At 70.8% G+C, this 23,937-nt stretch carries 23 protein-coding genes; 12 read left to right on the forward strand and 11 right to left on the reverse strand.

Annotation, left to right across the window (positions count from 1 at the left end; genetic code table 11):
* Positions 1-207, reverse strand: a 207-nt coding sequence (locus tag ACIBP6_RS45365; protein WP_397061299.1) for a hypothetical protein, incomplete at its 3' end; no start/stop codon positions are given.
* 297 nt (positions 208-504) lie between these two features.
* Between ACIBP6_RS45365 and ACIBP6_RS45370 the strand changes: the two genes are divergently transcribed.
* Complete coding sequence (locus tag ACIBP6_RS45370; protein ID WP_397061301.1) at positions 505-813, forward strand: hypothetical protein; 309 nt, start codon at positions 505-507, stop codon at positions 811-813.
* Positions 814-1,205: 392 nt separating this feature from the next.
* Here ACIBP6_RS45370 and ACIBP6_RS45375 read toward each other — a convergent pair whose 3' ends face one another.
* Positions 1,206-2,486 carry a cytochrome P450 gene (locus ACIBP6_RS45375; RefSeq protein WP_397061303.1) on the reverse strand — a complete coding sequence of 427 codons (1,281 nt, stop codon included), beginning with the start codon at positions 2,484-2,486 and terminating at the stop codon, positions 1,206-1,208.
* A gap of 560 nt (positions 2,487-3,046) precedes the next feature.
* Between ACIBP6_RS45375 and ACIBP6_RS45380 the strand changes: the two genes are divergently transcribed.
* Positions 3,047-3,667: a transposase gene (locus ACIBP6_RS45380; RefSeq protein ID WP_397061304.1), complete on the forward strand. Its 621-nt coding sequence runs from the start codon at positions 3,047-3,049 to the stop codon at positions 3,665-3,667.
* 73 nt (positions 3,668-3,740) lie between these two features.
* Complete coding sequence (locus tag ACIBP6_RS45385) at positions 3,741-4,091, forward strand: hypothetical protein (protein WP_397061306.1); 351 nt, start codon at positions 3,741-3,743, stop codon at positions 4,089-4,091.
* Between the two features lie 26 nt (positions 4,092-4,117).
* Here ACIBP6_RS45385 and ACIBP6_RS45390 read toward each other — a convergent pair whose 3' ends face one another.
* The 3 genes from ACIBP6_RS45390 to ACIBP6_RS45400 all read right to left on the reverse strand — a co-directional run bounded on the left by ACIBP6_RS45390 (position 4,118) and on the right by ACIBP6_RS45400 (position 6,734).
* Positions 4,118-4,990, reverse strand: coding sequence for an SAM-dependent methyltransferase (locus tag ACIBP6_RS45390; RefSeq protein WP_397061308.1), 873 nt, complete (start codon positions 4,988-4,990; stop codon positions 4,118-4,120).
* A 137-nt stretch (positions 4,991-5,127) separates the two neighbouring features.
* Positions 5,128-5,727 (reverse strand): TetR/AcrR family transcriptional regulator, encoded by a 600-nt coding sequence (locus ACIBP6_RS45395; protein WP_397061310.1) that lies wholly within the window; start codon positions 5,725-5,727, stop codon positions 5,128-5,130.
* Positions 5,728-5,771: 44 nt separating this feature from the next.
* A complete protein-coding gene (locus ACIBP6_RS45400; protein ID WP_397061312.1) occupies positions 5,772-6,734 on the reverse strand; it encodes a DMT family transporter in 963 nt (320 codons plus the stop codon).
* A gap of 40 nt (positions 6,735-6,774) precedes the next feature.
* On the opposite strand from ACIBP6_RS45400, the gene ACIBP6_RS45405 reads away from it, so the two are divergent.
* Positions 6,775-7,290: a MarR family winged helix-turn-helix transcriptional regulator gene (locus ACIBP6_RS45405; protein WP_397061314.1), complete on the forward strand. Its 516-nt coding sequence runs from the start codon at positions 6,775-6,777 to the stop codon at positions 7,288-7,290.
* Positions 7,291-7,293: 3 nt separating this feature from the next.
* On the opposite strand, the gene ACIBP6_RS45410 is transcribed toward ACIBP6_RS45405, so the two are convergent.
* The 3 genes from ACIBP6_RS45410 to ACIBP6_RS45420 form a co-directional block, all read right to left on the reverse strand.
* Positions 7,294-8,295, reverse strand: coding sequence for a L,D-transpeptidase (locus ACIBP6_RS45410; RefSeq protein WP_397061316.1), 1,002 nt, complete (start codon positions 8,293-8,295; stop codon positions 7,294-7,296).
* Positions 8,296-8,405: 110 nt separating this feature from the next.
* Positions 8,406-9,038 carry a response regulator gene (locus tag ACIBP6_RS45415; protein ID WP_132616456.1) on the reverse strand — a complete coding sequence of 211 codons (633 nt, stop codon included), beginning with the start codon at positions 9,036-9,038 and terminating at the stop codon, positions 8,406-8,408.
* Positions 9,035-10,243, reverse strand: coding sequence for an ATP-binding protein (locus tag ACIBP6_RS45420; protein WP_397061318.1), 1,209 nt, complete (start codon positions 10,241-10,243; stop codon positions 9,035-9,037). Before ACIBP6_RS45420 ends, ACIBP6_RS45415 begins: the two co-directional genes overlap by 4 nt.
* 112 nt (positions 10,244-10,355) lie before the next feature.
* Here ACIBP6_RS45420 and ACIBP6_RS45425 point away from each other — a divergent pair, with 112 nt between their 5' ends.
* From ACIBP6_RS45425 to ACIBP6_RS45460, 8 genes are all read left to right on the forward strand, one after another.
* Positions 10,356-11,858: a PspC domain-containing protein gene (locus tag ACIBP6_RS45425; protein ID WP_397061320.1), complete on the forward strand. Its 1,503-nt coding sequence runs from the start codon at positions 10,356-10,358 to the stop codon at positions 11,856-11,858.
* Positions 11,848-12,051 carry a hypothetical protein gene (locus ACIBP6_RS45430; protein WP_397061322.1) on the forward strand — a complete coding sequence of 68 codons (204 nt, stop codon included), beginning with the start codon at positions 11,848-11,850 and terminating at the stop codon, positions 12,049-12,051. Before ACIBP6_RS45425 ends, ACIBP6_RS45430 begins: the two co-directional genes overlap by 11 nt.
* Positions 12,052-12,121: 70 nt before the next feature.
* Positions 12,122-12,604 carry a (2Fe-2S)-binding protein gene (locus tag ACIBP6_RS45435; RefSeq protein WP_132619525.1) on the forward strand — a complete coding sequence of 161 codons (483 nt, stop codon included), beginning with the start codon at positions 12,122-12,124 and terminating at the stop codon, positions 12,602-12,604.
* The gene (locus tag ACIBP6_RS45440) at positions 12,601-14,934 is read left to right on the forward strand and encodes a xanthine dehydrogenase family protein molybdopterin-binding subunit (RefSeq protein WP_397061323.1); all 2,334 of its coding nucleotides are present in this window, start codon (positions 12,601-12,603) and stop codon (positions 14,932-14,934) included. The genes ACIBP6_RS45435 and ACIBP6_RS45440 overlap by 4 nt, the downstream gene beginning before the upstream one ends.
* A complete protein-coding gene (locus tag ACIBP6_RS45445; protein ID WP_397061325.1) occupies positions 14,931-15,785 on the forward strand; it encodes an FAD binding domain-containing protein in 855 nt (284 codons plus the stop codon). Before ACIBP6_RS45440 ends, ACIBP6_RS45445 begins: the two co-directional genes overlap by 4 nt.
* Before the next feature lie 75 nt (positions 15,786-15,860).
* Positions 15,861-16,550, forward strand: a complete 690-nt coding sequence (locus tag ACIBP6_RS45450) for an SRPBCC family protein (protein WP_397061327.1) — start codon at positions 15,861-15,863, stop codon at positions 16,548-16,550.
* A 93-nt stretch (positions 16,551-16,643) separates the two neighbouring features.
* Positions 16,644-19,319 carry a bifunctional glycosyltransferase/CDP-glycerol:glycerophosphate glycerophosphotransferase gene (locus ACIBP6_RS45455; RefSeq protein ID WP_397061329.1) on the forward strand — a complete coding sequence of 892 codons (2,676 nt, stop codon included), beginning with the start codon at positions 16,644-16,646 and terminating at the stop codon, positions 19,317-19,319.
* Entirely contained in the window at positions 19,316-20,374 is a 1,059-nt protein-coding gene (locus ACIBP6_RS45460) for a glycosyltransferase (RefSeq protein ID WP_397061331.1), read from the forward strand. Before ACIBP6_RS45455 ends, ACIBP6_RS45460 begins: the two co-directional genes overlap by 4 nt.
* 3 nt (positions 20,375-20,377) lie before the next feature.
* Here the strand turns inward: ACIBP6_RS45460 and ACIBP6_RS45465 are convergent, their stop codons facing one another.
* From ACIBP6_RS45465 to ACIBP6_RS45475, 3 genes are read right to left on the reverse strand one after another with little or no spacing between them, the layout of a single operon-like run.
* Positions 20,378-21,415 carry a sulfotransferase family protein gene (locus ACIBP6_RS45465; protein WP_397061333.1) on the reverse strand — a complete coding sequence of 346 codons (1,038 nt, stop codon included), beginning with the start codon at positions 21,413-21,415 and terminating at the stop codon, positions 20,378-20,380.
* A 21-nt stretch (positions 21,416-21,436) separates the two neighbouring features.
* Positions 21,437-22,300, reverse strand: coding sequence for a CDP-alcohol phosphatidyltransferase family protein (locus ACIBP6_RS45470; protein ID WP_246075460.1), 864 nt, complete (start codon positions 22,298-22,300; stop codon positions 21,437-21,439).
* Between the two features lie 48 nt (positions 22,301-22,348).
* Entirely contained in the window at positions 22,349-23,797 is a 1,449-nt protein-coding gene (locus tag ACIBP6_RS45475; protein WP_397061335.1) for a glycosyltransferase, read from the reverse strand.
* Between the last annotated feature and the right edge of the window lie 140 nt (positions 23,798-23,937).

A 23,937-nucleotide genomic window follows, 5' to 3' on the forward strand; every position in this document is an offset into this window, starting at 1 on the left:
GGGCAGCGCGAGCCGTGCGACTTGGACGTCGCGGGCGGCCTGCTCCTGGGTGGCACGGATCGTGTCGGCGGCCGCCGTCTTCGTCTGCTCGGCAGAGCCGAGCCGCTCCGACAGCTCGGTGACTGCTCGCGCAGCCGCTTGACCTCCGCCTGGGCAGCGCGAGCCGTGCGGCTTGGACGTCGCGGGCGGCCGGCTCCTGGGTGGCACGGATCGTGCCGGCGGCCGCCGTCTTCGTCTGCTCGGCTTCGGCGCAGGCCGCCGCGGCGTCGGCCTGAGCCCGCTGCGCATCGGCGTCCGCCTGCTGGCGTACCTCGGCGGCGTCCGCCTTGGCCTGCCGCACGTCCGCCTCAGACTGCTCCCGGGCGGCGGTGGCCGGCTCGTTGGCGTGCGCGACCTGCCGGTCGTCGGTCGCGTCCTGCTCGGCGCGAGCGGTCGCCTCCTCGGCCTGGTAGAGCGCGTCGGCGGCGACGGCGTCCGCCTCTTCCCGCTCGGCGAGGGCCGCGTGTGCTGCTCGGCAGCGCGGGCCCGCTGCTCGGTCTGCTGGGCGCGGTTCCCAGCACCGGCGACCTGCGCAACCGCCTCGGTGCGTACGTTTTCGACCTCGGCGGCCACCGCTTCCGGGGCGCCGGCGAGCTGGACTTCAGCGAGCAGGCGCTGAAGGTCGGTTTTCCGGCCATCGATGCGTTCGACCGTGCTGCACTGGATCTCGGCCGCCCGCGCAATGCTCATCGTGACGGGCCACCGAAGTCATCGGGGGCCTGCTCCCCTGCTTCCTGTGCCACGGACCGGCGTCGGCGCAGCCGCTTCCGATAGGGGGCCTGCCGGTTGTGGTCCGAGTCGACGAGTATTCGGGGTTCCGGCCCGGCGCGGGCGGCGCCGGGCTCGGTCATGTCACCATCCTGGCCGGTTTGCGAGCCCTTGGCAGCCGCACCAGTCTCGACCAAGCTTCTCCCGTGGGGGTATCCGCAGATCGGGCTGCCGCATTGCTCGACATGTCGGAATCGCCGGGAAACCTCGCGACGAACATCAAGCATGTGCTCAATCCCCCAGCGGGTGGCGGAGCGTCACGTCCGGGCTGGTCGTCCCAAGAGATACGCCGAGACTCCATGAATCGAGGTGAATGACCGATGCCGGTTCCGCGTACGGCGGAACCGGCGTCGTCACCCGGAAGATGATCCGGCGCCCGCTGGATGCGACCGGGACGGCTATGAGCCGGTGCTCAATGTGGGGGTGAACTCGCAGGGCAGGCGTTTGATCCCGTTGATGAAGTTGGACTGGAGCCGATCCGGTTCGCCGGCGGCGCGGATGTCGGGGAGCTTGCGGAACAGCTCCCTGAACATGACGGTGATCTCGCGCCGGGCCAGGTGGGCGCCGAGGCAGAAGTGGGGACCGGCGGCGCCGAACCCGACGTGCGGGTTGGGATCGCGGGTGATGTCGAAGCGGTGCGGGTCGTCGAACACCGTCTCGTCCCGGTTGGCCGACCAGTAGACCATGACCACCTTGTCGTGCTCCTTGAAACGCTGCCCGGCGGCCGTCTCGTAGTCCTGGGTCAGCGAACGCCGCATGTAGATCACCGGGGAGGCGACCCGGACGATCTCCTCGACCGCGCCGGGGGCGTACCGTTCGAAGTCGGACTGCCACCGGGCTTTCTGGTCGGGGTGCTCGGTGAGCAGCTTCAGCCCGTGGGAGATGGCGTTGCGCGTGGTCTCGTTGCCGGCGATGACGAGCAGGACGAAGAACGACGCCAGCTCCTGCCAGGTCAGCTTCTCCCCGTCGATGTTGGCGTTGACGAGCGCGGAGGTCAGGTCGTCGGTCGGACGGGCGGCGCGCGACCGGGCAAGCTCCTGGACCAGGGCGGCCAGCTCGTTCGCGGCATGCAGCATCGTCGCGCCGGAGGCGCCGGGCTCGCCCGCGTACTCGGGGTCGTCGGCGCCGAGGATCCTGTTGGTGCGCTCGAAGACGAACCCCTGGTCCTTGTCGTCGATGCCCATGAGATCACAGATGATCTTCAAGGGTAGTCGGGCCGCGATCTCGGCGACGAAGTCGCAGGAGCCGCGGTCGGCGACGGCATCGACGATGCCGGCGGCGGTCAGTTCCACGTCATCGGTGAACCGCTGGATCATCCGCGGGGTGAACGCGCGGGAGACGATCCGCCGGTGCCGGGCGTGCCGCGGGTCGTCCATCTCGATCATCGAGTCGAAGACCTCGAAGAACTCCTCCGGCTTGTCGGCGATCCTGATCCCCGACGCCGAGGAGAAGATCTTCGGCCGGCGGCTGACCTCCAGCACGTCGGCATGCCGGGTCAGCAGGTAGTAGCCGCCGCTTCCCAGCCCGGCCCCTAAGTTCTCCGTCACCGCGTAGAAAGGGGCCGAGCGCTGCCGGCGCAGCGAGGCGAACGCAGCCTCGCGGTCCCGCAACGGACGCGCCCAGAACCCCGGATCGGAGAAGTCGATGCCGTCCGGACTCAACGGTTGCTCCGCCGCCATTGCCGCACCCCCAGTGAGCTCGCCCGTCCGCTCCATCCTCGCTCCGCGAGTGCGGCTGTCAAGGCTCGAACGTACGGCTCCGGCGCCCGCGCCAGGCCGGGCGCCACCGGATCGGTGGCGGCTCAGCACGGGAGGGCCCGCTCGTTCCAGGCGATCGGTTGGAACAACGAACGCCCAGAACTGCCCACGCATCGGAACTGCGTCGCTCACCAATCCGCGCGCGAGAGCCGGCAGAGGGATCGGCGGCGCATCATCTTCTTGGAGGGCGTTCTGTGAACGTATGAGCGGTATGTGGCCGCGAATCTGCGGCAACTTTCTGGAAATGGGTTGACGTTGAGTAGGGGTGCACTCAACTGACAGTTATGGGTGAGCGCCCGTCATACCCCCGCGATCTGTCCGAGCATCGGTGGGAGCCGATCCGGCCGGACGTCGCCTCGTGGAAGGGGCAGCACCCGTCGGTCAGCGGCTATGAGGGCCGATACGACATGCGGGAGATCGCGAACGCGATCTTGTAGCAGGCGAGGACCGGCTGCCAGTGGCGTCACCTGCCGCCCTGCACCGTGGTGTACTACTCCTTCGGCCGGTGGCGCGATGATGGCACTGATCAGACCATCCATGACCTGCTGCGCCGGCAGGTACGCAAGCGGGCGGGCCGGGCCGAGGATCCCAGCGCGGTGGTGCTGGACACCCAGACCGTGCACACCAGCCTCAACGCCCCGGCCGACACCACCGGGCCCGATCCGCGCAGGAAGAGCCGGGGCCGCAAACGCGGCATCGACTCCGATGTGCTCGGCCTGGTGATCGCGGTGGTGGTGAGTGCCGCCGGCGTGCACGACAACGCCATCGGCATCGCGCTGTTGGACAAGGTCGCCGCCGCCAACCCCAGTGTGACCAAGGCCTGGGCCGATGCGGGAGTCAAGAACGCGGTCGCCGCACGCCGCGCCGGTCCAGGTATCGAGGTGGAGGTGGTGCACCGCGACCCGCATGCCCTCGGATTCACACCGCTGCCCAAACGGTGGATGGCCGAGCAGGCCTGCGGCACCCCGATGCTGCACCGCCGGCTGGCCCGCGACTACGCGACGCTGCCCGCCAGTTCCGCGTCGATGACCGACAACATGACCCGGCGCCTGGCCGGGACGACCACTCCGACCTGGCGCGATCCCTTGCAGGTGGCGGTGTAACGGTCCGTGCGTTCCTCGAGCGGGAACACGCTTCCCAGGCGGAGGTCAAGCGGCTGCGCGAGCAGTCACCGAGTTGTCGGAGCGGCTCAGCGCTGCCGAGCAGATCGTGTCTCGGCTGAGCGTCACCCGCGAGACGATCCTGGAGAGGACCGGCGACTTGGCCGAAGCTCCCCCTGCCGCATCGACGCTCTTGCCCGCCTACCGGCAGTTTCTGGCGATCGTGGAGCAGGCGCCGGATGGGCTGCGGGTCGAGGACATCTGCCGGGTGCTGAACACCGGGATGGAGTCCAAGCACACCGAGAGCCCGCGCGCCAAGGTCGAACGCATGGTCGCCCGGGGCGTCCTCGTCGAACCCGGAGCGGGGCTCTTCACGCTGCCCCAACCGTCACGCATGGACACCACCGCCCAACGCCAGACCGGATAAACGCCCACAGAACGACCTCTGAGAGTTCACGCGGAAAGCGCCGTGGCGAGGCTGCCGCGGCCCGACCCCGGGTGGGCAGGATCGAACGCGGGTGGTGCCGTTCGCCCGTGTTCGGCCAGCACCTCGGTCAGGTCCCGCACTGTGGCGATCCATCCCCGCTTCGTCAGCCACTCCCCGAGCGGCTCGGCCGGACCGCCCTGCCACATGTCGACGAGCTCGCGGGAGACGTCGGCGCGGGCGGAGCGGAGCAGCGGGGAGTCCTCCATGTGCTCCACGGCCAGGACACTGCCCGGCGCCGACAAACCGGTGACGCGGTCGAGGAGGAGGTCGGCCGCCGCGGGCGGCAGGGCGTAGAGAAGCCCCTCGGCCAGCCAGGCGGCGGGCCGGCTCGGGTCGAAGCCCGCCTCCGTCAGCGCCCGTGGCCAGTCCTCGCGCAGGTCGGCGGCCACCTCGACGCGGCGGCACGCGGGCGTCGCGCCGTGCTCGGCGAGAACCGCGCCCTTGAAGGCCAGCACGTCCGGCAGGTCGAGCTCGTAGACGGTGGTGCCCGCGGGCCACGACAGCCGGTACGCGCGTGCGTCCATGCCGCAGCCCAGCAGGACGACCTGGTCGCACGCGGCTTCGGGCCCGGGGCGGCCACCGGCGTGCTCGCCCCGCGTGGCGGCCAGCAGCGCGTCGTCGAGGAACCGGGTGCGCACGGCGACCTGCTCGCTCATCGTGCGGAGAAAACTCTCCGCGAGGCCGGCGGGCCAGGCGGAGGCGTCGAGGAACAACTGCGCGTAGGGGTCGTCGAACAGCCGGTCGGGGCGGCGGCTCTCCAGGGCGCGCAGAACGGCGACGCCCAGGGCGGTCGCGCCGATTCCGGACAGGTGGCCGGGGCCGCCGGGTCGGTGAGTCACGGGTCCTGCTCCTCTTCGTCGATGACCGATGCGCCGGGTCAGCGGCGGGCACGGAACGCGCGCACATCCGAAAACGAACGCTCGTTCTCTCAAGAGAACCTCGTGTCCTGGCCCCAAGTCAAGAACGAACATTCGCTCTATCGCTTGACCGACATCAGCGCCCGCAGGCCGTCACGGAACGCCGCCGTGTCGGCCCGGCCGCCGTAGACCGCCCGCTGCACCAGGAACCCGTGCACGACGGCGACGAGCACCCCGGCCACCTCCTCGACGGGCACGTCCGCGGGGAGCAGCCCGCGCCGCTGATGCGCTCTCACCAGGTCGCCGACCACCGCGCGCGCCTCCTCCATGACCTCGTGCAGCTTCTCGGAGAGCGAGGGCGAGCGCAGCGCCTCCGACCAGACCTGGATCAGCAGCCGGGCCGACTCCTCGGAGGCGGCCAGCGGCGGGCGGTCGACTCCCAGCAGGAGGTCGACGATGTCGTCGAGCCCGGGCGGCCGCTCGGCGTCGTCCACCCGGAACGCCGCCGCGACCTCGCCGAGGGACTCCGAGGCGATCGCCGCGATGATGTCGTCCTTGCCCTTGAAGTAGCGATAGACGGCGCCGGCCGACAACCCGGCCTCGGCCAGCACGTCCTGCATGGACGTGGCGTGGAAGCCGTTGCGGACGAAACATCGGCGGGCCGCGTCCAGGATCTGCCTGCGGCGTGCTTCGAGGTGCTCCTTGGGCATGCGAGCCATGACACCTCAACGTAGAACGAACATTCGTCCTTGACAAACGAGGGTCAGCCTCCGGTGCGACCTGGGCTCAGTTCGGCCGCCTCGCCGTCCCGCATGGCACGGGCGGACCCTGGTCGGCGACCTGCGGCAGATGCGCGGGCCCGGAGGACCGCGACGAGACGCGCTGCCGCCGGCTGGCCGAGGAGGATCCCGAGGAACACGAGCGCGAGCCCGCACAGCTGGTGCGCGGCCAGCGTCTCGCCGGCGATCCCGGCGCCGAGCAGCACGCCCGTCATCGGGTTGAGCAGCCCGATGAGCCCGACGGTGCCGGCGCTCAGGTGCCGCAGGCCGGCGAACCAGGCGGCGAAGGCGAGCGCGGTCGCCACGACCGTGACGTAGGCGAAGCCGGCGAGCGCGGGCCCGTCCAGGGCGGGCGGCGAGCCCTCCACCACCACGGCGACCGGCACCAGCGCCACTCCCCCGGCGACCAGCTGCCACGACGTCAGCGAGAACACGTCGACACCCGCGCTCCACTTCTTGGCCAGCACATATCCGAGCGACGACATCACCATGGCCGCGACCGAGGCGAGCACGCCGGAGAAGTCGACGGCGACGGCGCCGTCCAGCAGCATGAGGCAGACGCCGCCGATCCCGATGCCCGCGCCGGCGAGGTGGGCCCGGCGGGGGCGTTCGGACAGCGCCGCCCAGGCGATCAGCATCATCGCGACCGGCGAGGTGGCCATGATCGTCGAGGCGATGCTCGTCGGGAGGACCTGCGCGGCCAGGTAGACCAGCGCGAAGAACGCGCTCATGTTGAGCGTCCCCAGCACCAGCGACTTCCACCACCACGACCCGCGCGGCAGCGTACGGCAGAAGAGCAGCAGCAACAGACCGGCGGGCAGGGCTCGGACCGCCGCGCCGTAGAGCGGATAGTCGGCCGGAAGGTACCGGTGGGTGACGAAGTACGTCGTCCCCCACGCCACCGGCGCGATCGCGGTGACGGGCACCCACCGAAAATTAGCTTCCATGGAAGACAATATAGCTTCCCGGGAAGCTATATTGGAACCCGTGAGTGAGCACCTCGACCACGTCGCCCGCATCCAGCAGGCCTGGGCCCGCGAACGGCCCGACCTCGACGTGAGCCCGCAGGGCGTGATCGGACGACTGCACCGCCTCGCCGGCCACCTCACCGAACAGCTGCTCGTCGTCTACCAGCGCTACGGGCTCCAGGAGGGCGAGTTCGACGTCCTCGCCACCCTGCGGCGCGCGGGCGAACCCTTCGAACGCGCGCCGGGGGAACTCGCCGCGCACACCATGGTCACCACGGGCGCCATGACCAAGCGCATCGACCGGCTGGAGCGCAACGGCCTGGTCACCCGCCGCCGCAGCGGCACCGACGGCCGCGGCCGGGTCGTCGCGCTGACCGCGGCCGGCCGGGAGCTGATCGACCGGGCGTTCGCCGAGCACATGCGCAACGAACGCCGCCTCGTCGATCTCCTCGCACCCGAGGACGCCGCCCACCTGGAAGCGCTGCTCGCCACGTGGCTCGCCTGCTTCGAGACCCCGATGGAGGCCCGGGAGTGACGCCTACAGGGCGCTGCCCTTCTTCCACTGGGTCCAGTTCAGCTGCCAGTAGCTCCAGCCGTTGTTCCACTGCAGCTTGCGCTTGGTGCCGGTGATCTTCACCACGTCGCCGCGCTGGGAGATGGTGTAGAACCACTTGGCGCCGGCCGGGGTGGCGCGGACGCAGCCGTGGCTCTGGTTGGAGCGGCCGAGGAAGTGGTAGTCGCCGGCGCTCTGGTGGACGTACTCACCGCTGTCGGAGATGCGGACCGCCCACGGGATCTCCAGCTTGTAGTAGAGCGGGTCCTTCGGGTCCGTCACGCCCATCCAGGAGGAGGTCATGGTCTCGACGGCCTTCTTGCCCATCGTCAGGTGCACGCCGCTGGTGGTGAGGTAGACGTCCACACCGTTCCTGACGAGACCGCCGCTGCCGGCGCTGATCGGGATCCTCCTGGCGAGCTTGCCGTCGCGGTAGACCTTCATCAGGTGCTTGCGGGTGTCGACCACGGAGACGTTGGACGTGCCGACGGCGAAGCGGCGGGAGATGTCCTTGGCGCCGGTGTTGCCGGGCAGCTCGGACAACCGGGCGGTGAAGAGCACCTTCTGGTGCGGCTTCCAGTACGTCTTCGTCCGGTAGATGACCTTGCGGTCCGACACCCAGCGCCAGGCCCCCTCCACCGGTTTGTCGGCCTGCACCTCCAGCAGCGCCTCGACGTCGTCCTTGTGCCTGTCCTGCACGTCACGGTCGAACGTGACGATGATCGGGAAGCCGACGCCGACCTTCTCCACCTTCTCGCCCATCGGGGTGATGTCGGCGACGCGAAGCTTGATCTTCTGCACCGGTGCGACGGCCTTCGCGGCGGCGACCGGCACTGCCGCCGTGGCCGTCGGCGTCGGGGCGGCCCGCGTGGCGGTCGCGGCGACGGGGGCGGCGACAGGGATGGGTGCCGGGACGCTCTCGGCCGCGCAGGCCGTGACGGTGAAGAGCGCGAGCAGGGCGGACAGCATCGGGGGGACGCGCTTCACAGTGGACTACTCCTGGATCAGCTGTTGCATTCCTTCTCTTGAGACACGTGACTGATCCGTTTCGTCGTCACACAGCCGATAACTATCCCGTAACACCGCGTACGGAGAACTCACACGAGGCGTCGCGCGGTGGCCCAGCGGGACAATTCATGCCGGTTGGAGAGCTGGAGCTTGCGCAGCACCGACGACACATGCGTCTCCACGGTCTTGACCGAGATGAACAGCTCCTTGGCGACCTCCTTGTACGCGTACCCCCGCGCGATCAGCCGCAGCACCTCCCGCTCCCGCTGCGTCAGCGAGTCGAGCTCCGGGTCGATCGACGGCGCCTCGGAGGAGGCGAACGCGTCCAGCACGAACCCGGCCAGCCGCGGCGAGAACACCGCGTCACCCTCGGCCACCCGGCGGATGGCGTCGGTCAGCTCCTTGCCGCTGATGTTCTTGGTGACGTAGCCGCGGGCGCCACCCCTGATGACGCCGATGACGTCCTCGGCGGCGTCGGAGACCGACAACGCCAGGAAGCGCACCTGGGAGCCGGAGCCCAGCACCCGGCGCAGCACCTCCTGACCGCCGCCCCCGGGCATGTGCACGTCGAGCAGCACCACGTCGGGCTGGTGCGCGGCGATCGCCTTGACCGCCGACTCGACGTCCTCCGCCTCGCCCACCACCTCGATCGAGTCGCCCAGCTCGGCGCGTACACCGGATCGGAACAACCGGTGGTCATCGACGATCAGTACGCGCGTCATGCCTTCTCCACCTTCATCGTCAACATCACTTCCGTGCCCTCGCCAGGATCGGTGCGGACGCGGGCCGAGCCTCCGTGGCGTTCCATTCTCCCGATGATGGACTCCCTGATGCCCATGCGGTCGAGCGGCACCGCCTCGAGGTCGAAGCCCTTGCCCCGATCCTTCACGAAAATCGCGACCTCTTCACCCTCTACTTCGGCGTACACGGAAATGGCGGGGCTCTCGGAGTATTTGGCCGCGTTGACCATCGCCTGCCGCGCGGCCTTCAGCATGGCGCCCAGCCTGCCCTGCTGGTCGAGGGCGATGTCGCCGACGCAGACCACCTCGATGGGCACGCCGTGCGCGTCCTCCTCCTCGGCGGCGATCCGGCGTACGGCGGCGGCGAGGGTGGCGTCGGCGTCCTGGGCCGGCTGGTAGAGCCAGTTGCGCAGCTCCCGCTCCTGCGAACGGGCCAGGCGGGAGACCTCGCGCGGGTCGTGGGCGACGCGCTGGATCAGGGTGAGCGTGTGCAGCACGGAGTCGTGCACCATGGCGGCGACCTCGGCGCGCTCCTCCTGCCGGATGCGCTCGCGCCGCTCCAGCTGCAGCTCCTTCCACAGGCCCGCCAGCCAGGGGGTGGCGATGACGGCCAGGCCGCCGACCACCACGACCGTGAACATCAGGCCGGGCCTGGCCTGGGCCAGCTCACCCTGGGAGTACAGGAAGCCGACCGCCCCCACCACGACGAGCGCGACGCCGAGCAGCGTGCGCACGCGGTTCTTCCTGATGCTGAGCGCCGCGCCGCTCATCCAGGTGCGGCGGCGTTCGGGGTCGGCCTGCTGCCACAGGATCAGCGCGCCGATGCCGCCCACCGCGAACGGCAACATGCCGATGCCTCCCTGGGAGGCCCCCGTCAGCCAGCCGAACGCGAACAGCGCCATCCCGATCGCGGTGAACGCGGCCAGCTGGCTCCAGTCGCGCTGCGGCTCCACCCGCTGCGGCGCCTGCCGCGGCGTCACCATCCACAACACCGCGTACGCCACCACGCCGACGCCGTTGACCACGCTGAGCAGCACGAACATCAGCCTGACCACCACGGGGTCGAGCTTGAGCTGTGCCGCGAGCCCCTGGGCGACACCGCCGAGCAGGCGGCCCTCCATGGGGCGCGTCATCCGGCGGTAGGGCGTGTCGCCGCTCTGCTCGGCGAGAGTCTTCTGGTCAGCCATAACATCGCCATCGTCACATGTCCGCGCGTGATGGGCATCAGGGAGCGACCCCCGGGGCGGCTCAGGGATCTCCCCGATGCGAGCACCCGCCGGTCAGGTCCAGGATGGTTCCATGACAGAAGCTCCGCCCAGACCGCCCTCGGCCGACCCCCGTGAGCTGCGCCGCAGCAGCCAGGGGCGCATCCTGATGGGCGTCTGCGCGGGGCTCGGCCGCCACACCGGCATCGACCCTGTGGTGTTCCGGGTCGGGTTCGTGGTGCTGCTGCTCGGCTCCGGCGTCGGGCTGTTCGTCTATCTGGCGGCGTTCCTGCTCATGAAGGAGCCGAACGGCCGGCCTGGCTTCATCGAGCACTGGACACGGCGCGACTTCGACGCCGAGACCGTGATGGCGCTGCTGACGGCGGTGCTGGGGTTCGGGCTCGCGATCAACCTGATGACGGTGTGGCTCGACACGGCGACGCTGGCGGTCGGGGTGCTCCTGGCCGTGTCGCTGCTGGCCGCCCATTCCCACGGGGTCGACCTGCTGGCGCTGGCCCGGTCCATGCCGGAACGGCTGACCAGGAAGCGCAGCCCGGAGCGCCCGGCGGCCTCGTACACGGAGACGCCGCCACCCGCCCCGGTCCGCTCCCCCGAGCCGGACCCGGCGCCGCCGACCACCGCGGTACGCACCCCGCAGCCGCAGCCCCGGCAGGCCGAGCCGCCCGCACCGCAGGCAGCCCCGGTCGCGCACGCCGCGGAACCGCAGGCGCCCCCGCACGACCAGGCGGCGCCCGAGGCGGTGACGGCCGAGTACCAGGTGCCGCCGCCCGAGCCGCCCGCCTACCGCGCGGACCCGCCGCCCGCCTACCGCGCCGACCCACCGACGGCCGTCGACTACGGCACGCAGGCGGCACCGTTCGCGCCGAACGGCCCCTACCAGCCGCTCGACCCCGCCAGGCGGGCCGGCCAGTCCCCGTACGACCCCGCCCTGTACTCCCGCCCGCTCCCCCGGCGGGAGCGCAGGCCGAAGTCGTACATCGGCGCGATCACCCTGTTGCTGGCCTTCATCGTCGGAGGGATCATCGTGCTCGCCCAGTCCAAGTCGGCAGCCGGAGTGAGCCCGACCATCGTCGGCGGCGCCATGCTCATCGCCATCGGCGCGGGCCTGCTCATCGCCGCCTGGTGGGGGCGCGGCGCCGGCCTGGTGGCCATCGGCACCGTCGTCGCCCTGCTGGTGGGCATGGGGCTGATGTTCGGCGGCGTGCCGAGGAACGTCGGCACGTCGGAGTGGGTCCCCGCCAGCGTCGCCGAGGCGAGCCGGCTCTACGACGTGGGGGTGGGCGACGGCCTGCTCGACCTGTCGGAGCTGGAGCTGGCGCCGGGATCGACGGTGACGTTCAACGCCGCGGTCTCGGCGGGCGAGCTGGTGGTGATCGTGCCGCCGACGGCCAGGGTCGAGGTGCACGCGAGGAACAAGGTGGGCGACATCCAGATCGACCGGGCGCTCAGAGGCGGGGTTGACGTCCGCTTCAACCAGACGCTGGAGCCCGAGGTGCAGCCGGAGGGCGTGCCCGCCACGATCGTGCTCAACCTGCGCGGCGGCGTCGGCGACATGGAGGTGCGCCGTGGCGCGTGACGTCGAGCGTCCCCGGCGGGTCCACCGCACGGATTGGATGGCCCTGCTCAGCGGTGTGTTGTTCGTCGTTCTGGGCATTCTGATCGTTACACGGGCCATCACGGATCCGCTGATCCTGATCGGGGTGATGGTGCTGGGATTGGCGTTCGCGGGACTGGTGGCGATCATCGCGCGGGGGGTTCGCGGGAAGTAGACCTTGACCGGGAAAAGCACCGGCGTACGTTCGGAGTGTCCGCCTTTCCCCCTGCTTTGAGGGAGGACGTATGCCCCGAATCACCGTCACAGTCGACGGAGTCACGTACGAGGAGGACGTCGAGCCGCGTGTCCTCCTCGTCCACCTGCTACGAGAGCGGCTGGGCAAGACCGGCACCCCCGTCGGGTGCGACACCAGCAACTGCGGCGCCTGCACGGTCCTGCTCGACGGCAAGAGCGTCAAGAGCTGCTCGGTGCTCGCCGTCCAGGCCGACGGCTGCGACGTCGTCACGATCGAGGGCCTCGGCACGAGCGGGTCGATGCACCCGATGCAGCAGGCCTTCCACGAAGAGCACGCGCTGCAGTGCGGCTACTGCACACCGGGCATGGTCATGGCAGCGATCGACCTGCTCAGGGAGAATCCCGACCCGTCCGAGGAGACGATCAGGCAGGGCCTGGAGGGCAACCTCTGCCGCTGCACCGGCTACTGCAACATCGTGCGCGCCGTCCGCAGGGGCGCCCAGGAGATGGGGCAGGCGGTGACCAGGTCATGACCGTCCAGGAGGTGGGGCAGCCGAGGAAGCGCAAGGAGGACGCCAGGCTGCTGACGGGGCGCACGCAGTGGACGGACAACCTCACGCGGCCTGGCCTGCTGCACGTGATGTTCCTGCGCAGCCCCATGGCGCACGCCAGGATCGCGAGCGTCGACGTGTCGGCCGCCCGCGGCATGCCGGGCGTGGTGGCGGCCTTCAGCGGCCAGGACTTCGCCGCCGAGCAGGGCAGCCTGCCGTGCGCGTGGCCGGTCACCGAGGACATCGTCATCCCCGACCACCCGCCGATGGCCGTCGACGAGGTCCGCTACGTCGGCGAGGCCGTGGCCTGCGTGGTCGCGACCGACCGCTACCGCGCGGCCGACGCGCTCGACGCCATCGAGGTCGACTACGAGCCGCTGCCGGCCGTGGTCGACATGAACGAGGCCCTGGCCCCCGACAGCCCGAAGGTGCACGAGGCGGGCAACAAGGCCTTCAGCGTCACGATCACCTCGGGTGACATCGAGGCCGCCTTCCGGGACGCGCCCGTCGTGATCGACCGCACGTACGTCCAGCAGCGCCTGATCCCGTCGGCGATGGAGCCGCGGGCGGTCATGGCCGACACCGACGGCGAGTCGTTCACCGTGTGGTCGTCCACGCAGATCCCGCACGTGCTGCGGGTCATGCTGGCGGTCGTGACCGGCATCCCCGAGCACCGGATCCGGGTGATCGCGCCCGACGTGGGCGGCGGGTTCGGCTCGAAGCTGCAGGTCACCGCCGAGGAAGTGCTCTGCCTGCTGCTCGCCCGCAAGCTCGGCAAGCCCGTCAAGTGGGGAGAGTCGCGCTCGGAGGGCAACCTCACCGTCCACCACGGCCGCGACCAGATCCAGCACGTCCGGCTGGCCGCCGACTCCGACGGGCGCGTCCGCGGGCTCCAGGTCGGCCTGCTGGCCGACATGGGCGCGTACCTGATGCTCGTGACGCCGGGCATCCCCATGCTGGGCGCGCAGATGTTCAACGCGATCTACAAGATGGACGCATACGAGTTCGGCTGCACGGGCGTCTTCACCACCAAGATGCCGACGGACGCGTATCGGGGCGCGGGCCGTCCGGAGGCGACGTTCGCCATCGAGCGGGTGATGGACGAGCTGGCCGCCGAGCTGGGCATGGACCCGATCGAGGTGCGCAGGCGCAACTGGATCAGGCACGAGGAGTTCCCGTACACGACGATCTCGGGGCTGACGTACGACTCCGGCAACTACGAGGCGGCGACGGAGAAGGCGCTGGCGTTGTTCGGCTACGACAAGCTGCGGGCCGAACAGGCCGACCGGCGCGACAGGGGCGACCCGGTGCAGCTCGGGATCGGCGTCAGCACGTTCACCGAGATGTGCGGCCTGGCACCGTCGCGGATGCTCGGCGAGGCGAACTACGGCGCGGGCGGCTGGGAGCACGCGTCGGTGCGCATGCTGCCGACGGGCAAGGTCGAGGTCATCACCGGCACCTCGCCGCACGGGCAGGGCCACGTGACGTCGTGGAGCCAGATCGTCTCCGACGCGCTCGGCGTGCCGTTCGACGACATCACGGTGCTGCACGGCGACACGGCGATCGCCCACAAGGGCATGGACACCTACGGCTCGCGTTCGCTGGTCATCGGCGGCGTGGCGGTGGTCAAGGCGTGCGACAAGGTCAGGGAGAAGGCCCGCAGGCTGGCGGCCCACCTGATGGAGTGCTCGCCCGACGACCTCGACTTCGCGGCGGGGGCGTTCACGGTGCGCGGCACGGAGCAGAGCAGGACCATCCAGGAGCTGGCGTACGCCGCGTTCACGGCGCACGACCTGCCCGAGGGCGTGGAGGCGCGGCTGGACTCCGACGCCACGTTCGACCCGGACAACTACTCCTTCCCGCACGGCACCCACCTGTGCGCGGTGGAGGTCGACACCGAGACGGGCATGGTGAAGATCCGCTCGTACGTGGCGGTCGACGACGTCGGCACGGTGATCAACCCGCTGATCGTCGAGGGCCAGGTGCAGGGCGGCATCGCGCAGGGCATCGCGCAGGCCCTGTTCGAGGAGGCCGTGTACGACGCCGAAGGCAACCTGCTGACCACCACGATGGCCGACTACCTGCTGCCGTCGGCGGCCGACCTGCCGAACTTCACGCTCGACCGGACGGAGACCCCGGCGACGAGCAATCCGCTGGGCGTCAAGGGCGTCGGCGAGGCCGGCACGATCGCCTCGACCCCGGCCGTGGTGAACGCGATCGTGGACGCGCTGCGCCCGTACGGCATCCACGACGTCCGGATGCCGTGCACGCCGGAGCGCGTCTGGAGAGCCCTGGAAGGAGTGCGGCGATGATCCCCGCGCAGTTCGACTACGAGCGGCCGGCCTCGCTCGCCGAGGCGTGCCAGGCGCTGGCCGAAGACGACGAGGCGAAGGTGCTGGCGGGCGGGCAGTCGCTGCTGCCGCTGCTGCGGCTGCGGCTGGCGTACCCGACGAAGCTGGTCGACGTGGGCCGGCTGGATGAGCTGAAGGGCGTGCACGACCGGGGCGACCACGTGTTCATCGGCGCGATGGCCACGCACGACGAGGTCCTGCGCTCCCCCGCGGTGGCGTCCGGCTGCCCGCTGGTGGCGATGGCGACGGCGCACGTGGCCGATCCGGCGATCCGGCACCGGGGCACGTTCGGCGGCTCGCTGGCCCACGCCGACCCGGCGGGCGACCTGCCGGCCGTGGTGCTGGCCCTGGACGGTGTCCTCGTGGCCAGGTCGGCGCAGGGCGAGCGGGAGATCCCGGCCGCCGACTTCTTCGTCGACTACCTGGAGTCGTCGCTGGCCCAGGGCGAGATCCTGGCCGGGGTGCGGATCCCGAAGCCGGGCGAGGGCTGGGGTTTCCACTACGAGAAGTTCCACCGTACGGCGCAGGCGTGGGCGATCGTCGGCGTGGCGGCGGCCGTCCGGCGCTCGAACGGCGCGATCACCGAGGCCAGGATCGGGCTGACGAACATGGGGGCGACGCCCCTGCGCGCCCACGCGACCGAGGCCGCCCTGCGCGGCGTCGAGCTGGGCGACGCGGTACGCCAGGCGTGCGAGCAGGCGGCGGACGGCACCTCACCGCCGTCCGACCTGCACGCGCAGCCCGACTACCGCCGGCATCTGGCCAGGGTCCTGACCCACCGCGCGGTCCGCACCGCGGCCGGATCGCCCTGACCGGTGCGGAGGGGGCGCCTCTTCCGGGCGCCCCCTCCGCGACGTAGTGTCACAGGCATCGGAAGGAGCGGATCGATGGCGATGCGGTTCGATCACGAGTTCACTGTTCCGGTTCCCATCGAGCAGGCGTGGGCGGTGCTGCTCGATGTCGAGCGGGTCGCGCCGTGCCTGCCCGGGGCGGCGCTGGAGACCTTCGAGGGCGACGCGTTCACCGGCCGGATGAAGGTCAAGGTCGGCCCGATCACGGTCACCTACCGTGGCACTGCCACGTTCCAGGACGTCGACAAAGACGCCTACTCGATGACCATCCAGGCGTCCGGCAAGGAGGCCAGGGGTGCCGGCACGGCGTCGGCCACGGTCAAGGCGCGCATGTCGCCGCGCGACGACTCGACGCTGGTGAGCGTGGAGACGTCGTTCAACGTGACCGGCCGGCCCGCGCAGTTCGGGCGCGGCGTGATGGCCGAGGTGGGCGGCAAACTGATCGAGAAGTTCGCCGACAACCTGGCGCGGCTGCTCTCCGAGCCCACGGTGGAGCCGGCTCCGGCGGCGACGGCCGACGAGGAGCGGCATCTCGCCGCCGTGCCGGAGACCGAGGAGGAGTTGCGTCCCGTGGCCACGCTGCGTGCCTCGCGCACGGCCGACGAGGAGGCGCTCGACCTGCTGGAGGTCGCCGGTCAGCCGCTGCTGAAGCGGCTGGCGCCGGTCGCGGGCGCGGTCGCGGTGCTGCTGCTCATCGTCTGGGTGATCCGCCGGATTACGCGCTGATTTTCGGCAAATAGTCAATCAAGTCCGGACACTTCCCCCAGCGCGGGGGAAGTGCCTTTCCCGCAGGCCATCGGACCAGCGGGGGGACTTGGGATGCCGGACTGCACCGTCGTGGTCATCACGTACAACGACGCCGAACGACTGCCCAGAGCCGTGCGTTCCGTGCTCCGGCAGACGCTGCGCGACCTGGAAGTGATCATCGCGGACGACGCCGGCACCGACGGCACACCGGAGGTCGCCCGGCGGCTCATGGACGGCGATCCGCGCGTGCGCTACCTGCGCAGGGCCGCCAACAGCGGCGGCTGCGGGGCCCCGCGCAACGACGGGATCGACGCGGCCCGCTCCCCGTACGTCATGTTCCTGGACAGCGACGACGAGCTGCCGCCGCACGCCTGCAAGAGCCTGCTGGCCGAGATCGAGCGGACGGGCGCCGAGTTCGTCTCGGGGCAGATCTCGCGGCTGTTCGAGTCGAGCGGGAAGCTGCATCCGTACTATCCGTCGTTGTTCGCCCGGCGGCGGGTGGTGGCGGGCATCCGCGAGGACCCCGAGCTGTTCCTCGACTGCTTCAGCACCAACAAGCTCTACGACACGGCCTGGCTGCGCGAGCACCTGGTGCGCTTCCCCGAGGACATCCACTACGAGGACCACGTCTTCGCCGCCGAGCTGTACGCGGTGGCGCGCAGGTTCGCGGTCGTGCCGTGGACGGTCTACCACTGGCACCGCGCGCCGGCGACGAGCTCGATCTCGCTGAGCGTCGACGACCTGGAGAACGTCCGCCAGCGGGTCATCGCGGCCCGGCTGAGCGACGACATCCTGCGCGACTACGGGGCCAGCGACCTGGTGCCGCACCGGCAGTACCGGTTCGTCCGCCAGGACCTGCGGGTCTACCTCAACCCGCTGCCGCTGCGCGACGTGGTGTGGGTCAAGGAGTTCGCCTCGATCGTGCGGCCGTACCTGGAGGAGATCCCCGAGGCCGTCGTCGAGCGGATCCCGCCGCTCGACCGGGTCTGCTGCCGGCTCATCCTGGACGACCGCATCGAGGACCTGCGGGTGGCGGCGGCCTCGCTGACCGGCCCGCGGGCCGCGCCCCGGGCGGCCGTGCAGCGGAACGGGCGGACGTACTGGGGCACTTCGGTCTCGCCGCAGCTGGACATCACGAAGCTGCGGCTGGCCGAGCTGCCCTTCTCGCACGCCCGGCTGCGCCACGAGATCACCGCCGTCTCCTCGGACGGCCGGCGCGTGCGGATGACCGTGCGGACGTACGACCCGTTCGGCGCGCTGCCCGCGGAGTGGACGGCGTTCCTGCAGCTCGGCAAGGAGCGCGTGCCGATCACGCCGGAGCCGACGGGCGAGGGCGGCTACGTCAGCGAGGTCACGTTCACGCCGTCGCGCACCTGCGAGCCGCGCATCGGCTTCACCCGCGTCTCCGACGGCCGCACCACGACAGACCGGCTCCTCGTGGATCCGCGCCTGGAGCCGATCGAGCTGCCCGGCTGCACGCTGCGGGCCGAGGGGTACGCCGCCTACCTGGGCGTGCGCGCCGATCCTGCCCCGAAGTCCGCCGCCCGCAGGTTCGCACGGCGGCTGCTGAAGCGCTGCGGCACGCCGCGGACCAAGCTGCGCGCGTACAAGCTGCTGATCAAGGTGGTCAGGCCCCGGCCCGACCTGGCGCTGTTCGAGTCGGACGTCGGCAGGGGCTGCACCGGCAGCCCCCGGGCCATCTACGAGGAGGTGCGCCGGCGCGGCCTGCCGATCGAGGCGGTCTGGTCGGTGGCCAAGGGCCGCGCGAACTTCCCGCCCGGGGTGCGGCTCGTGCGCCGGGGCAGCTGGCGTTATCTCTGGACGATGGCCAGGGCCGGGATCTGGGTCGACAGCCACGGCCTCCCGCTGGACTTCCCCAAGCCCAGGGGCACCCGCTACCTGCAGACCTGGCACGGCCAGGGCATCAAGTCGATCGGGTTCGACGCGCCTGACCTGCGCGCCGACTTCGACCGGCCGCGCGCGCAGTGGCGGGCCGCCGTCGCCCGCTGGGACGCCCTGGTCTCGCCGAGCGCGGAGTTCTCGCGCATCTTCCCGGCCTCGAACGGCTACACCGGCAAGATCTACCGGTACGGCACGCCGAGGTGCGACGCGCTCGTGCGCGGAGAGGTGACCGGCGACGTGCGGAGCCTGCTGGAGATCCCGCCAGGGCGAAAAATCCTCCTATATGCGCCTACGTATAGAGATCGAGCGAAAGGCAGCGGCCAGTCCGTCCGCGTGGACCTGGAGGCGCTGGCCGAGGAGCTGGCCGGCGACTGGGTGGTGATCCTGCGGACCCATCCCGTGGAACGTTACAAACTTCCCGAGCACCTGCGGCACTTCGTCCGCGACGCCGGCTCCTATCCCGAGATCAACGACCTGATGCTGGTCTCCGACGCGCTGCTGACCGACTACTCCTCCGTCATGTGCGACTACGCGATCACCGGCAAGCCCATGCTCTTCTACATCGACGACTGGGACGACTACCGCCTGGCGGAGCGCGGCGTCTACCACGACCTGCCGGCCATCACCCCGGGCCCGTGCGTCACGACGACCGCTGACCTGGTGGCCGCGCTGCGCGACCTGCCCGCCGGGCACGCGTCGTACGCCGACAGGTACGCCGCCTTCCGCGAGTTGTGGTGCGCCGACGAACACGGCGACGCTGCGGCCAGGATCGTCGCCGACTTCTTCGGCCTGCCCCAGCAGGCCGGGACACGACGTGCTCCCCGCGAAGAGGAGGCGGCCCTGTGAGCGTGGTCTTCACCTGCCTGGACGCCGACACGCTCGGCGGCGTCCAGCACGTCACCCACACCCTCGCCCAGGGCCTGGCCGAACGCGGCCACGAGGTGCACGTCGTCGGCCTGCACCGCTCGTCCCGGCCGTTCCGATACGTGGAGAGCCCGCGCTACCACCGGCACGTGATCAGCCGGAGCCGGGCGGACGGCCGGCTCGCGCGCGGGCGGGCCGACCGGCGGCTGAGGCGGCTGCTGGAGTCGATCGAGCCCGGTTACGCGGTCATGACCACGCCGTCGGTGGTCACCCGCGTGTCCGGCCTGCTGCCGGAGGCGTTCCGGTCGATCGGCCAGTACCACGGCTCCTACGACCACGCCCGCGGCTGCTGGCACCTGGCCTCGATCCGGCGCCACTACCCCGCGCTGCACCAGGCGGTCTTCCTCAGCGAGCACGACGCCTGGCAGTTCTCCGAGCACGCGCTGCTGCCCAACGCCTGGACGCTGCCGAACCCGCTGGCGAGCTGGCCGGACGGAGTGTCCGCGCTGGACATGCCGCGCGTGCTCGGCGTGGGCCGGCTGGAGGGGGTCAAGCGGTTCGACCGGCTGATCACCGCGTTCGCCCGCTCGGGGGCGCCGCGGCCGTGGCAGCTGCACCTCATCGGCGACGGAAGCGAGCGCGAACGGCTGCGCGCGCACGCCGAGCGCGAGGGCGTCGCCGATCGCGTGGTGTTCAGGGGCCCGGTGCCGGCCGCCCGGATGTCGCAGGAGTACCTGCGCGCCTCGGTGGTGGGCCTGACCAGCGAGCACGAGGGCCTGCCCGTCGTGCTGCTGGAGGCGGGTGCGCACGGGGTGCCGTCGGTGGCGTTCGACGTGTCCGGCGGCGTGCGCTCCGCCGGGCCGGTGCCGGTGCCGCCGGGCGACGTGGACGCGTTCGCGGCGGAGCTGGGCCGGCTCGTCGGCAGCCGGGCCGAACGGCTGCGGCTGGGGGCCGAGGCCCGCGCACGGGCCGAGGCGTTCCGCCTCGACCACGTGCTCGACCGCTGGGAGTCGATGTTCGCGCACATCGACCGCTAGGGCTCAGACCGGCTCGGTCAGCTCCGAGCGCTGCTGCGGGATGCCGGCCAGCGCGCGCTGACGCGAGGTGAGCATCGCGGCCACCGGGCCGGGCTCGCGCAGCCGGTTGAGCCGGTCGCGCATGCCCTTGCGCATGCGGCTGGCCTTGCGCTTCTGCATCGTCTTCTGGCAGGCCGCGATGTGCTCCTTGGACGGCTTCGGCACCCCGGTGATCTCGTAGCCCATCGACTCCAGCCGGTCGCCCAGCATGTGCTCGGCGAGCGCGATCTCCCAGTCGTCCAGCCGGTTCGCCCAGCTGCCGACCCGGCTGCGGGTGACCTCGCCGTGGGTGTTGCGGTGCCAGACCTTGTGCTGCGGGACGGCCTGGACGGCCGCCTCACGCGGCGAGATCATCGACGGCGAGAAGTCCTCGTCCAGGAAGTGGCAGAGCTTCTTCAGCTCGGTCTCCGGGTCGTCGGTGAGGTCCTCGTAGCGCAGCTCGTAGTAGGTGTCCTCGGGCAGCGTGCGGCGCAGCTTGCCGCCGGCGTCGATGGCCTCGGCCCACGTCGAGATGGCGTGGAAGGAGTCGAGGGTGTACCAGGGCATCTCCTTCAGCGAGGCCACGCAGTCACGGCCGTCCCTGACGAGATGGACGAACTGGGCGTCGGGGAAGAGCCGTAGCAGCATGTCGACCTGCTTGACGTAGCTCGGCCGCTTGTCGCCCCAGCGCACCTTGTCGAACCGGTCGGCGTACATCCGGAAGGCCGTGCCGAAGACCGAGCCGAGCGAGCCGGGCCCGTCCACGACCTGCTGGATGAAGTCGTCCTTGTCGAGCTTGAGCTCGCGGAACTTGGTGCTGCGGTCGGTCGCGATCCACTGCGCCAGCGCCCGGCGCCGGTGAGCCACACGCAGGTCGCCCCACGTGCGGCGCCGGTAATAAACGGGAACGAGGAAGCGCGTCTCCGGCGGCACCGCCATACGGGGGTGCGAGTGGAGCATGAGCTGGAGCATCGTGGTGCCGGACCGCGGGCATCCGATGACGAAGACTGGCCGGTCTGACATTTCGTACTAACCCCCGAAAACTTAGACGAGAACGTGCTCTCGGCTCTCCTGAGCGGTGCTCACGCCGTGCCTGCGCGCGAAGAGCCACATCCGGTAGACCAGGAAGACCTCGTTGACCAGCAGCAGCACCCCCGCTCCCGCGGCGAGCGGGATCAGCGCCCACGCCCCCGCGAGGGGCGCGACCACGAACACCGCCGCATGGAACTCGATGCCGCTGACCAGGTGCGAGCGGACCCGGTGGCGGGCCAGGAACCGGTTGAGCCGCCGGTAGAGCCGGAAGAACCAGCGCGGGCGCGGCGCCCGGCCGGGCGGCAGCACGTCGAGCGGTTCCGGCTCCAGCGGGTCGGGCCCCAGAGGATCGGCCGCCAGGGGCGCCATGCCCAGGGCGTCCGGCTCCTGCCGCCCCTCCCTGATGGTGTCGCGCACGCGCTTCATCTGCGGCGCGTTGACATACCTGAACAGGTCCAGGACGGCCACCGCGGCACCGAGCACGATGAACTGCACATCGCCGGTCAGCGCGTACTGGCCGTAGGCCAGGCCACCGGCGCACAGGACCACCCTGATCCGGTCTCCCACGTAGTCCAGCCAGAGCCCGAAAGGCGTCCCCGTGCCCTTGAGCCGGGCTATCTTGCCGTCCACGCAGTCGATCATGAAACTGAGGTAGAAGAGGCAGGCACCCGCCGCGAGCTGGTTCGTCGCGAAGAACGCCGCCGACACCATGCCGAGGACCAGTGAGAACACGGTGAGCGCGTTGGGCGTCAGCCGGGTGTGGTTGGCGACGGGAAGGGCGACCCGGCAGGCGACCGGATCCACGAAATAGACGGTCCACCAAGAGTCTCTCCGCTTGCGTGTCTCGTAGACGTCATCGAGCGAATAGGTCCTCATGGAGTCCAGCATGACCACGGAAGGCCGCGGAGTGGTCACTCTCTGGAACTACTGGGGGATGTCCATGCCTGTTCTTGACCTGCCCGGCACCGAAATCCGCCACGTGGCAGTGCTGTCACCGTCCCGGCACCATCCCTTGAACACCAGGCCGCGCAGCTCCGCGCGGACGCCGAGCCGCCAGGTGCCGCCCTCCAGGCGTTCGGCGTCGGCCACCGCCACGTAACCGTGCCGGCCCTTGCGCTTGACCTCCAGCGGCACCCGGCGGCGGCCGTCGCTGAGCCACAGGCTCACCTTGGCGAGCCGGCGGTCGACACGGTGGAACGACACGTGAACGCGCAGCCGGTAGCCGGCCTCGACGCGCTCGCACGCCTCGACCTCGGCGATCAGCTTGACCTCGTCGCGGGCGTCGAACACCTCGTCGGGGATGCGCAGGCGCCGGTTGCGGAAGAACGGGTAGTCGCCGTACCAGCCGGTCGTACGCCGGCCGCGCGGCACCACGCGGGTGACGTCGTCCCTGCCACGGCGGAACTCGCGGACGGCACGCAGCTCCGCCGGCAGCCCGCGCCTGAGCAGGTGCAGCTCCAGGCGGCGCAGCGACGGCGCGGTGGCCAGCACGTGCGGGCTCAGCTCCGCCAGCCAGGCGCGGCCGAGGTCGAGCAGCGGCCCCGGATCCTCGCGCCGCTCGACGCAGCCCTCCAGCGCCTGGAACAGGAAGAGGGTGTCCTTCTCCAGCACGAGCGAGTCGAAGCCGTCGAGCAGCTCGGGCGCCCGCTCGTCGAAGAACGCGCGCACCGACCGGATGGCCGCCAGGCGCTCATGGAGGTTGGACAGCTCCCTGCGGCGCTGCGTGATCGACGTGCCCTCCTCGTCGCGCTTGCGCCAGTGGTAGACCACGTCGCCCACCATGTCGACGCTCGTGGCCAGCACGTGGGCCTGCATGGCGACGGGCACGTCCTCGTAGATCCCCGACGGGAACGCCAGGCCGTGCCGCTCCCAGAAGTCACGTCGGTAGACCTTGTTCCACACCGTGCGGTCCCTGATCAGCACCTGCTTGTCGGTGATGTGGGTGCACAACTTCGGCTTCCTGAACACCTTCTCGTGCAGGGTCGACTCCTCCAGCTCGCCGTCCACGAGCCTCCTGACCGCGCCGCACGCGAGGTCCGAGCCGGTCTCGGCGAGGCTGCCGGTCAGCACCTCGTACGCCTCGGGCGGCACCACGTCGTCGCCGTCGGCGAAGGCCAGGTAGGCGCCGCGGGCCTGCCGGATCCCCTGGTTGCGGGCCGGCCCCGGCCCGAGGTTGCGCTGCCCCACGAGCACGAACCGGGGATCGCGCGCGGCGAAGTCCTCGGCCACCCGCCGGCTCCCGTCCACCGACCCGTCGTCCACGAGGATCACCTCGATGTCCTCCAGGGTCTGCGCGGCCAGCGACTTCAGGCACTCGGTGAGGTACGGCTCCACGTTGTAGAACGGGACGACGACGCTGAGCAGGGGGATCATGCCGAATTCGCTCCTTGGCTCGGTACGGGTCGAGGGCAGCATGCCGTGACGTGGGGCGGGATTCCGTGTCCGATGGCCGTCCCTGATCAGCTCTTTACCGGACAAGGATCCGCTACGTTGGGCAAGGGGTCGAGCACGAA

It is taken from the genome of Nonomuraea terrae, from assembly GCF_044465245.1.
GTDB classification, from domain to species: Bacteria; Actinomycetota; Actinomycetes; order Streptosporangiales; family Streptosporangiaceae; genus Nonomuraea; species Nonomuraea terrae.

Excerpts from the sequence above, each read along its gene's own strand:
- ACIBP6_RS45425 (WP_397061320.1), top strand. The coding sequence starts at position 10,356 with ATGACAGAAGCTCCGCCCAGACCGCCCTCGGCCGACCCCCGTGAGCTG.
- ACIBP6_RS45375 (WP_397061303.1), bottom strand. The coding sequence starts at position 2,486 with ATGGCGGCGGAGCAACCGTTGAGTCCGGACGGCATCGACTTCTCCGAT.
- ACIBP6_RS45395 (WP_397061310.1), bottom strand. The coding sequence starts at position 5,727 with ATGGCTCGCATGCCCAAGGAGCACCTCGAAGCACGCCGCAGGCAGATC.
- ACIBP6_RS45415 (WP_132616456.1), bottom strand. The coding sequence starts at position 9,038 with ATGACGCGCGTACTGATCGTCGATGACCACCGGTTGTTCCGATCCGGT.
- ACIBP6_RS45400 (WP_397061312.1), bottom strand. The coding sequence starts at position 6,734 with ATGGAAGCTAATTTTCGGTGGGTGCCCGTCACCGCGATCGCGCCGGTG.
- ACIBP6_RS45435 (WP_132619525.1), top strand. The coding sequence starts at position 12,122 with ATGCCCCGAATCACCGTCACAGTCGACGGAGTCACGTACGAGGAGGAC.
- ACIBP6_RS45465 (WP_397061333.1), bottom strand. The coding sequence starts at position 21,415 with ATGTCAGACCGGCCAGTCTTCGTCATCGGATGCCCGCGGTCCGGCACC.
- ACIBP6_RS45445 (WP_397061325.1), top strand. The coding sequence starts at position 14,931 with ATGATCCCCGCGCAGTTCGACTACGAGCGGCCGGCCTCGCTCGCCGAG.
- ACIBP6_RS45440 (WP_397061323.1), top strand. The coding sequence starts at position 12,601 with ATGACCGTCCAGGAGGTGGGGCAGCCGAGGAAGCGCAAGGAGGACGCC.
- ACIBP6_RS45455 (WP_397061329.1), top strand. The coding sequence starts at position 16,644 with ATGCCGGACTGCACCGTCGTGGTCATCACGTACAACGACGCCGAACGA.
- ACIBP6_RS45470 (WP_246075460.1), bottom strand. The coding sequence starts at position 22,300 with ATGAGGACCTATTCGCTCGATGACGTCTACGAGACACGCAAGCGGAGA.
- ACIBP6_RS45450 (WP_397061327.1), top strand. The coding sequence starts at position 15,861 with ATGGCGATGCGGTTCGATCACGAGTTCACTGTTCCGGTTCCCATCGAG.
- ACIBP6_RS45475 (WP_397061335.1), bottom strand. The coding sequence starts at position 23,797 with ATGATCCCCCTGCTCAGCGTCGTCGTCCCGTTCTACAACGTGGAGCCG.
- ACIBP6_RS45420 (WP_397061318.1), bottom strand. The coding sequence starts at position 10,243 with ATGGCTGACCAGAAGACTCTCGCCGAGCAGAGCGGCGACACGCCCTAC.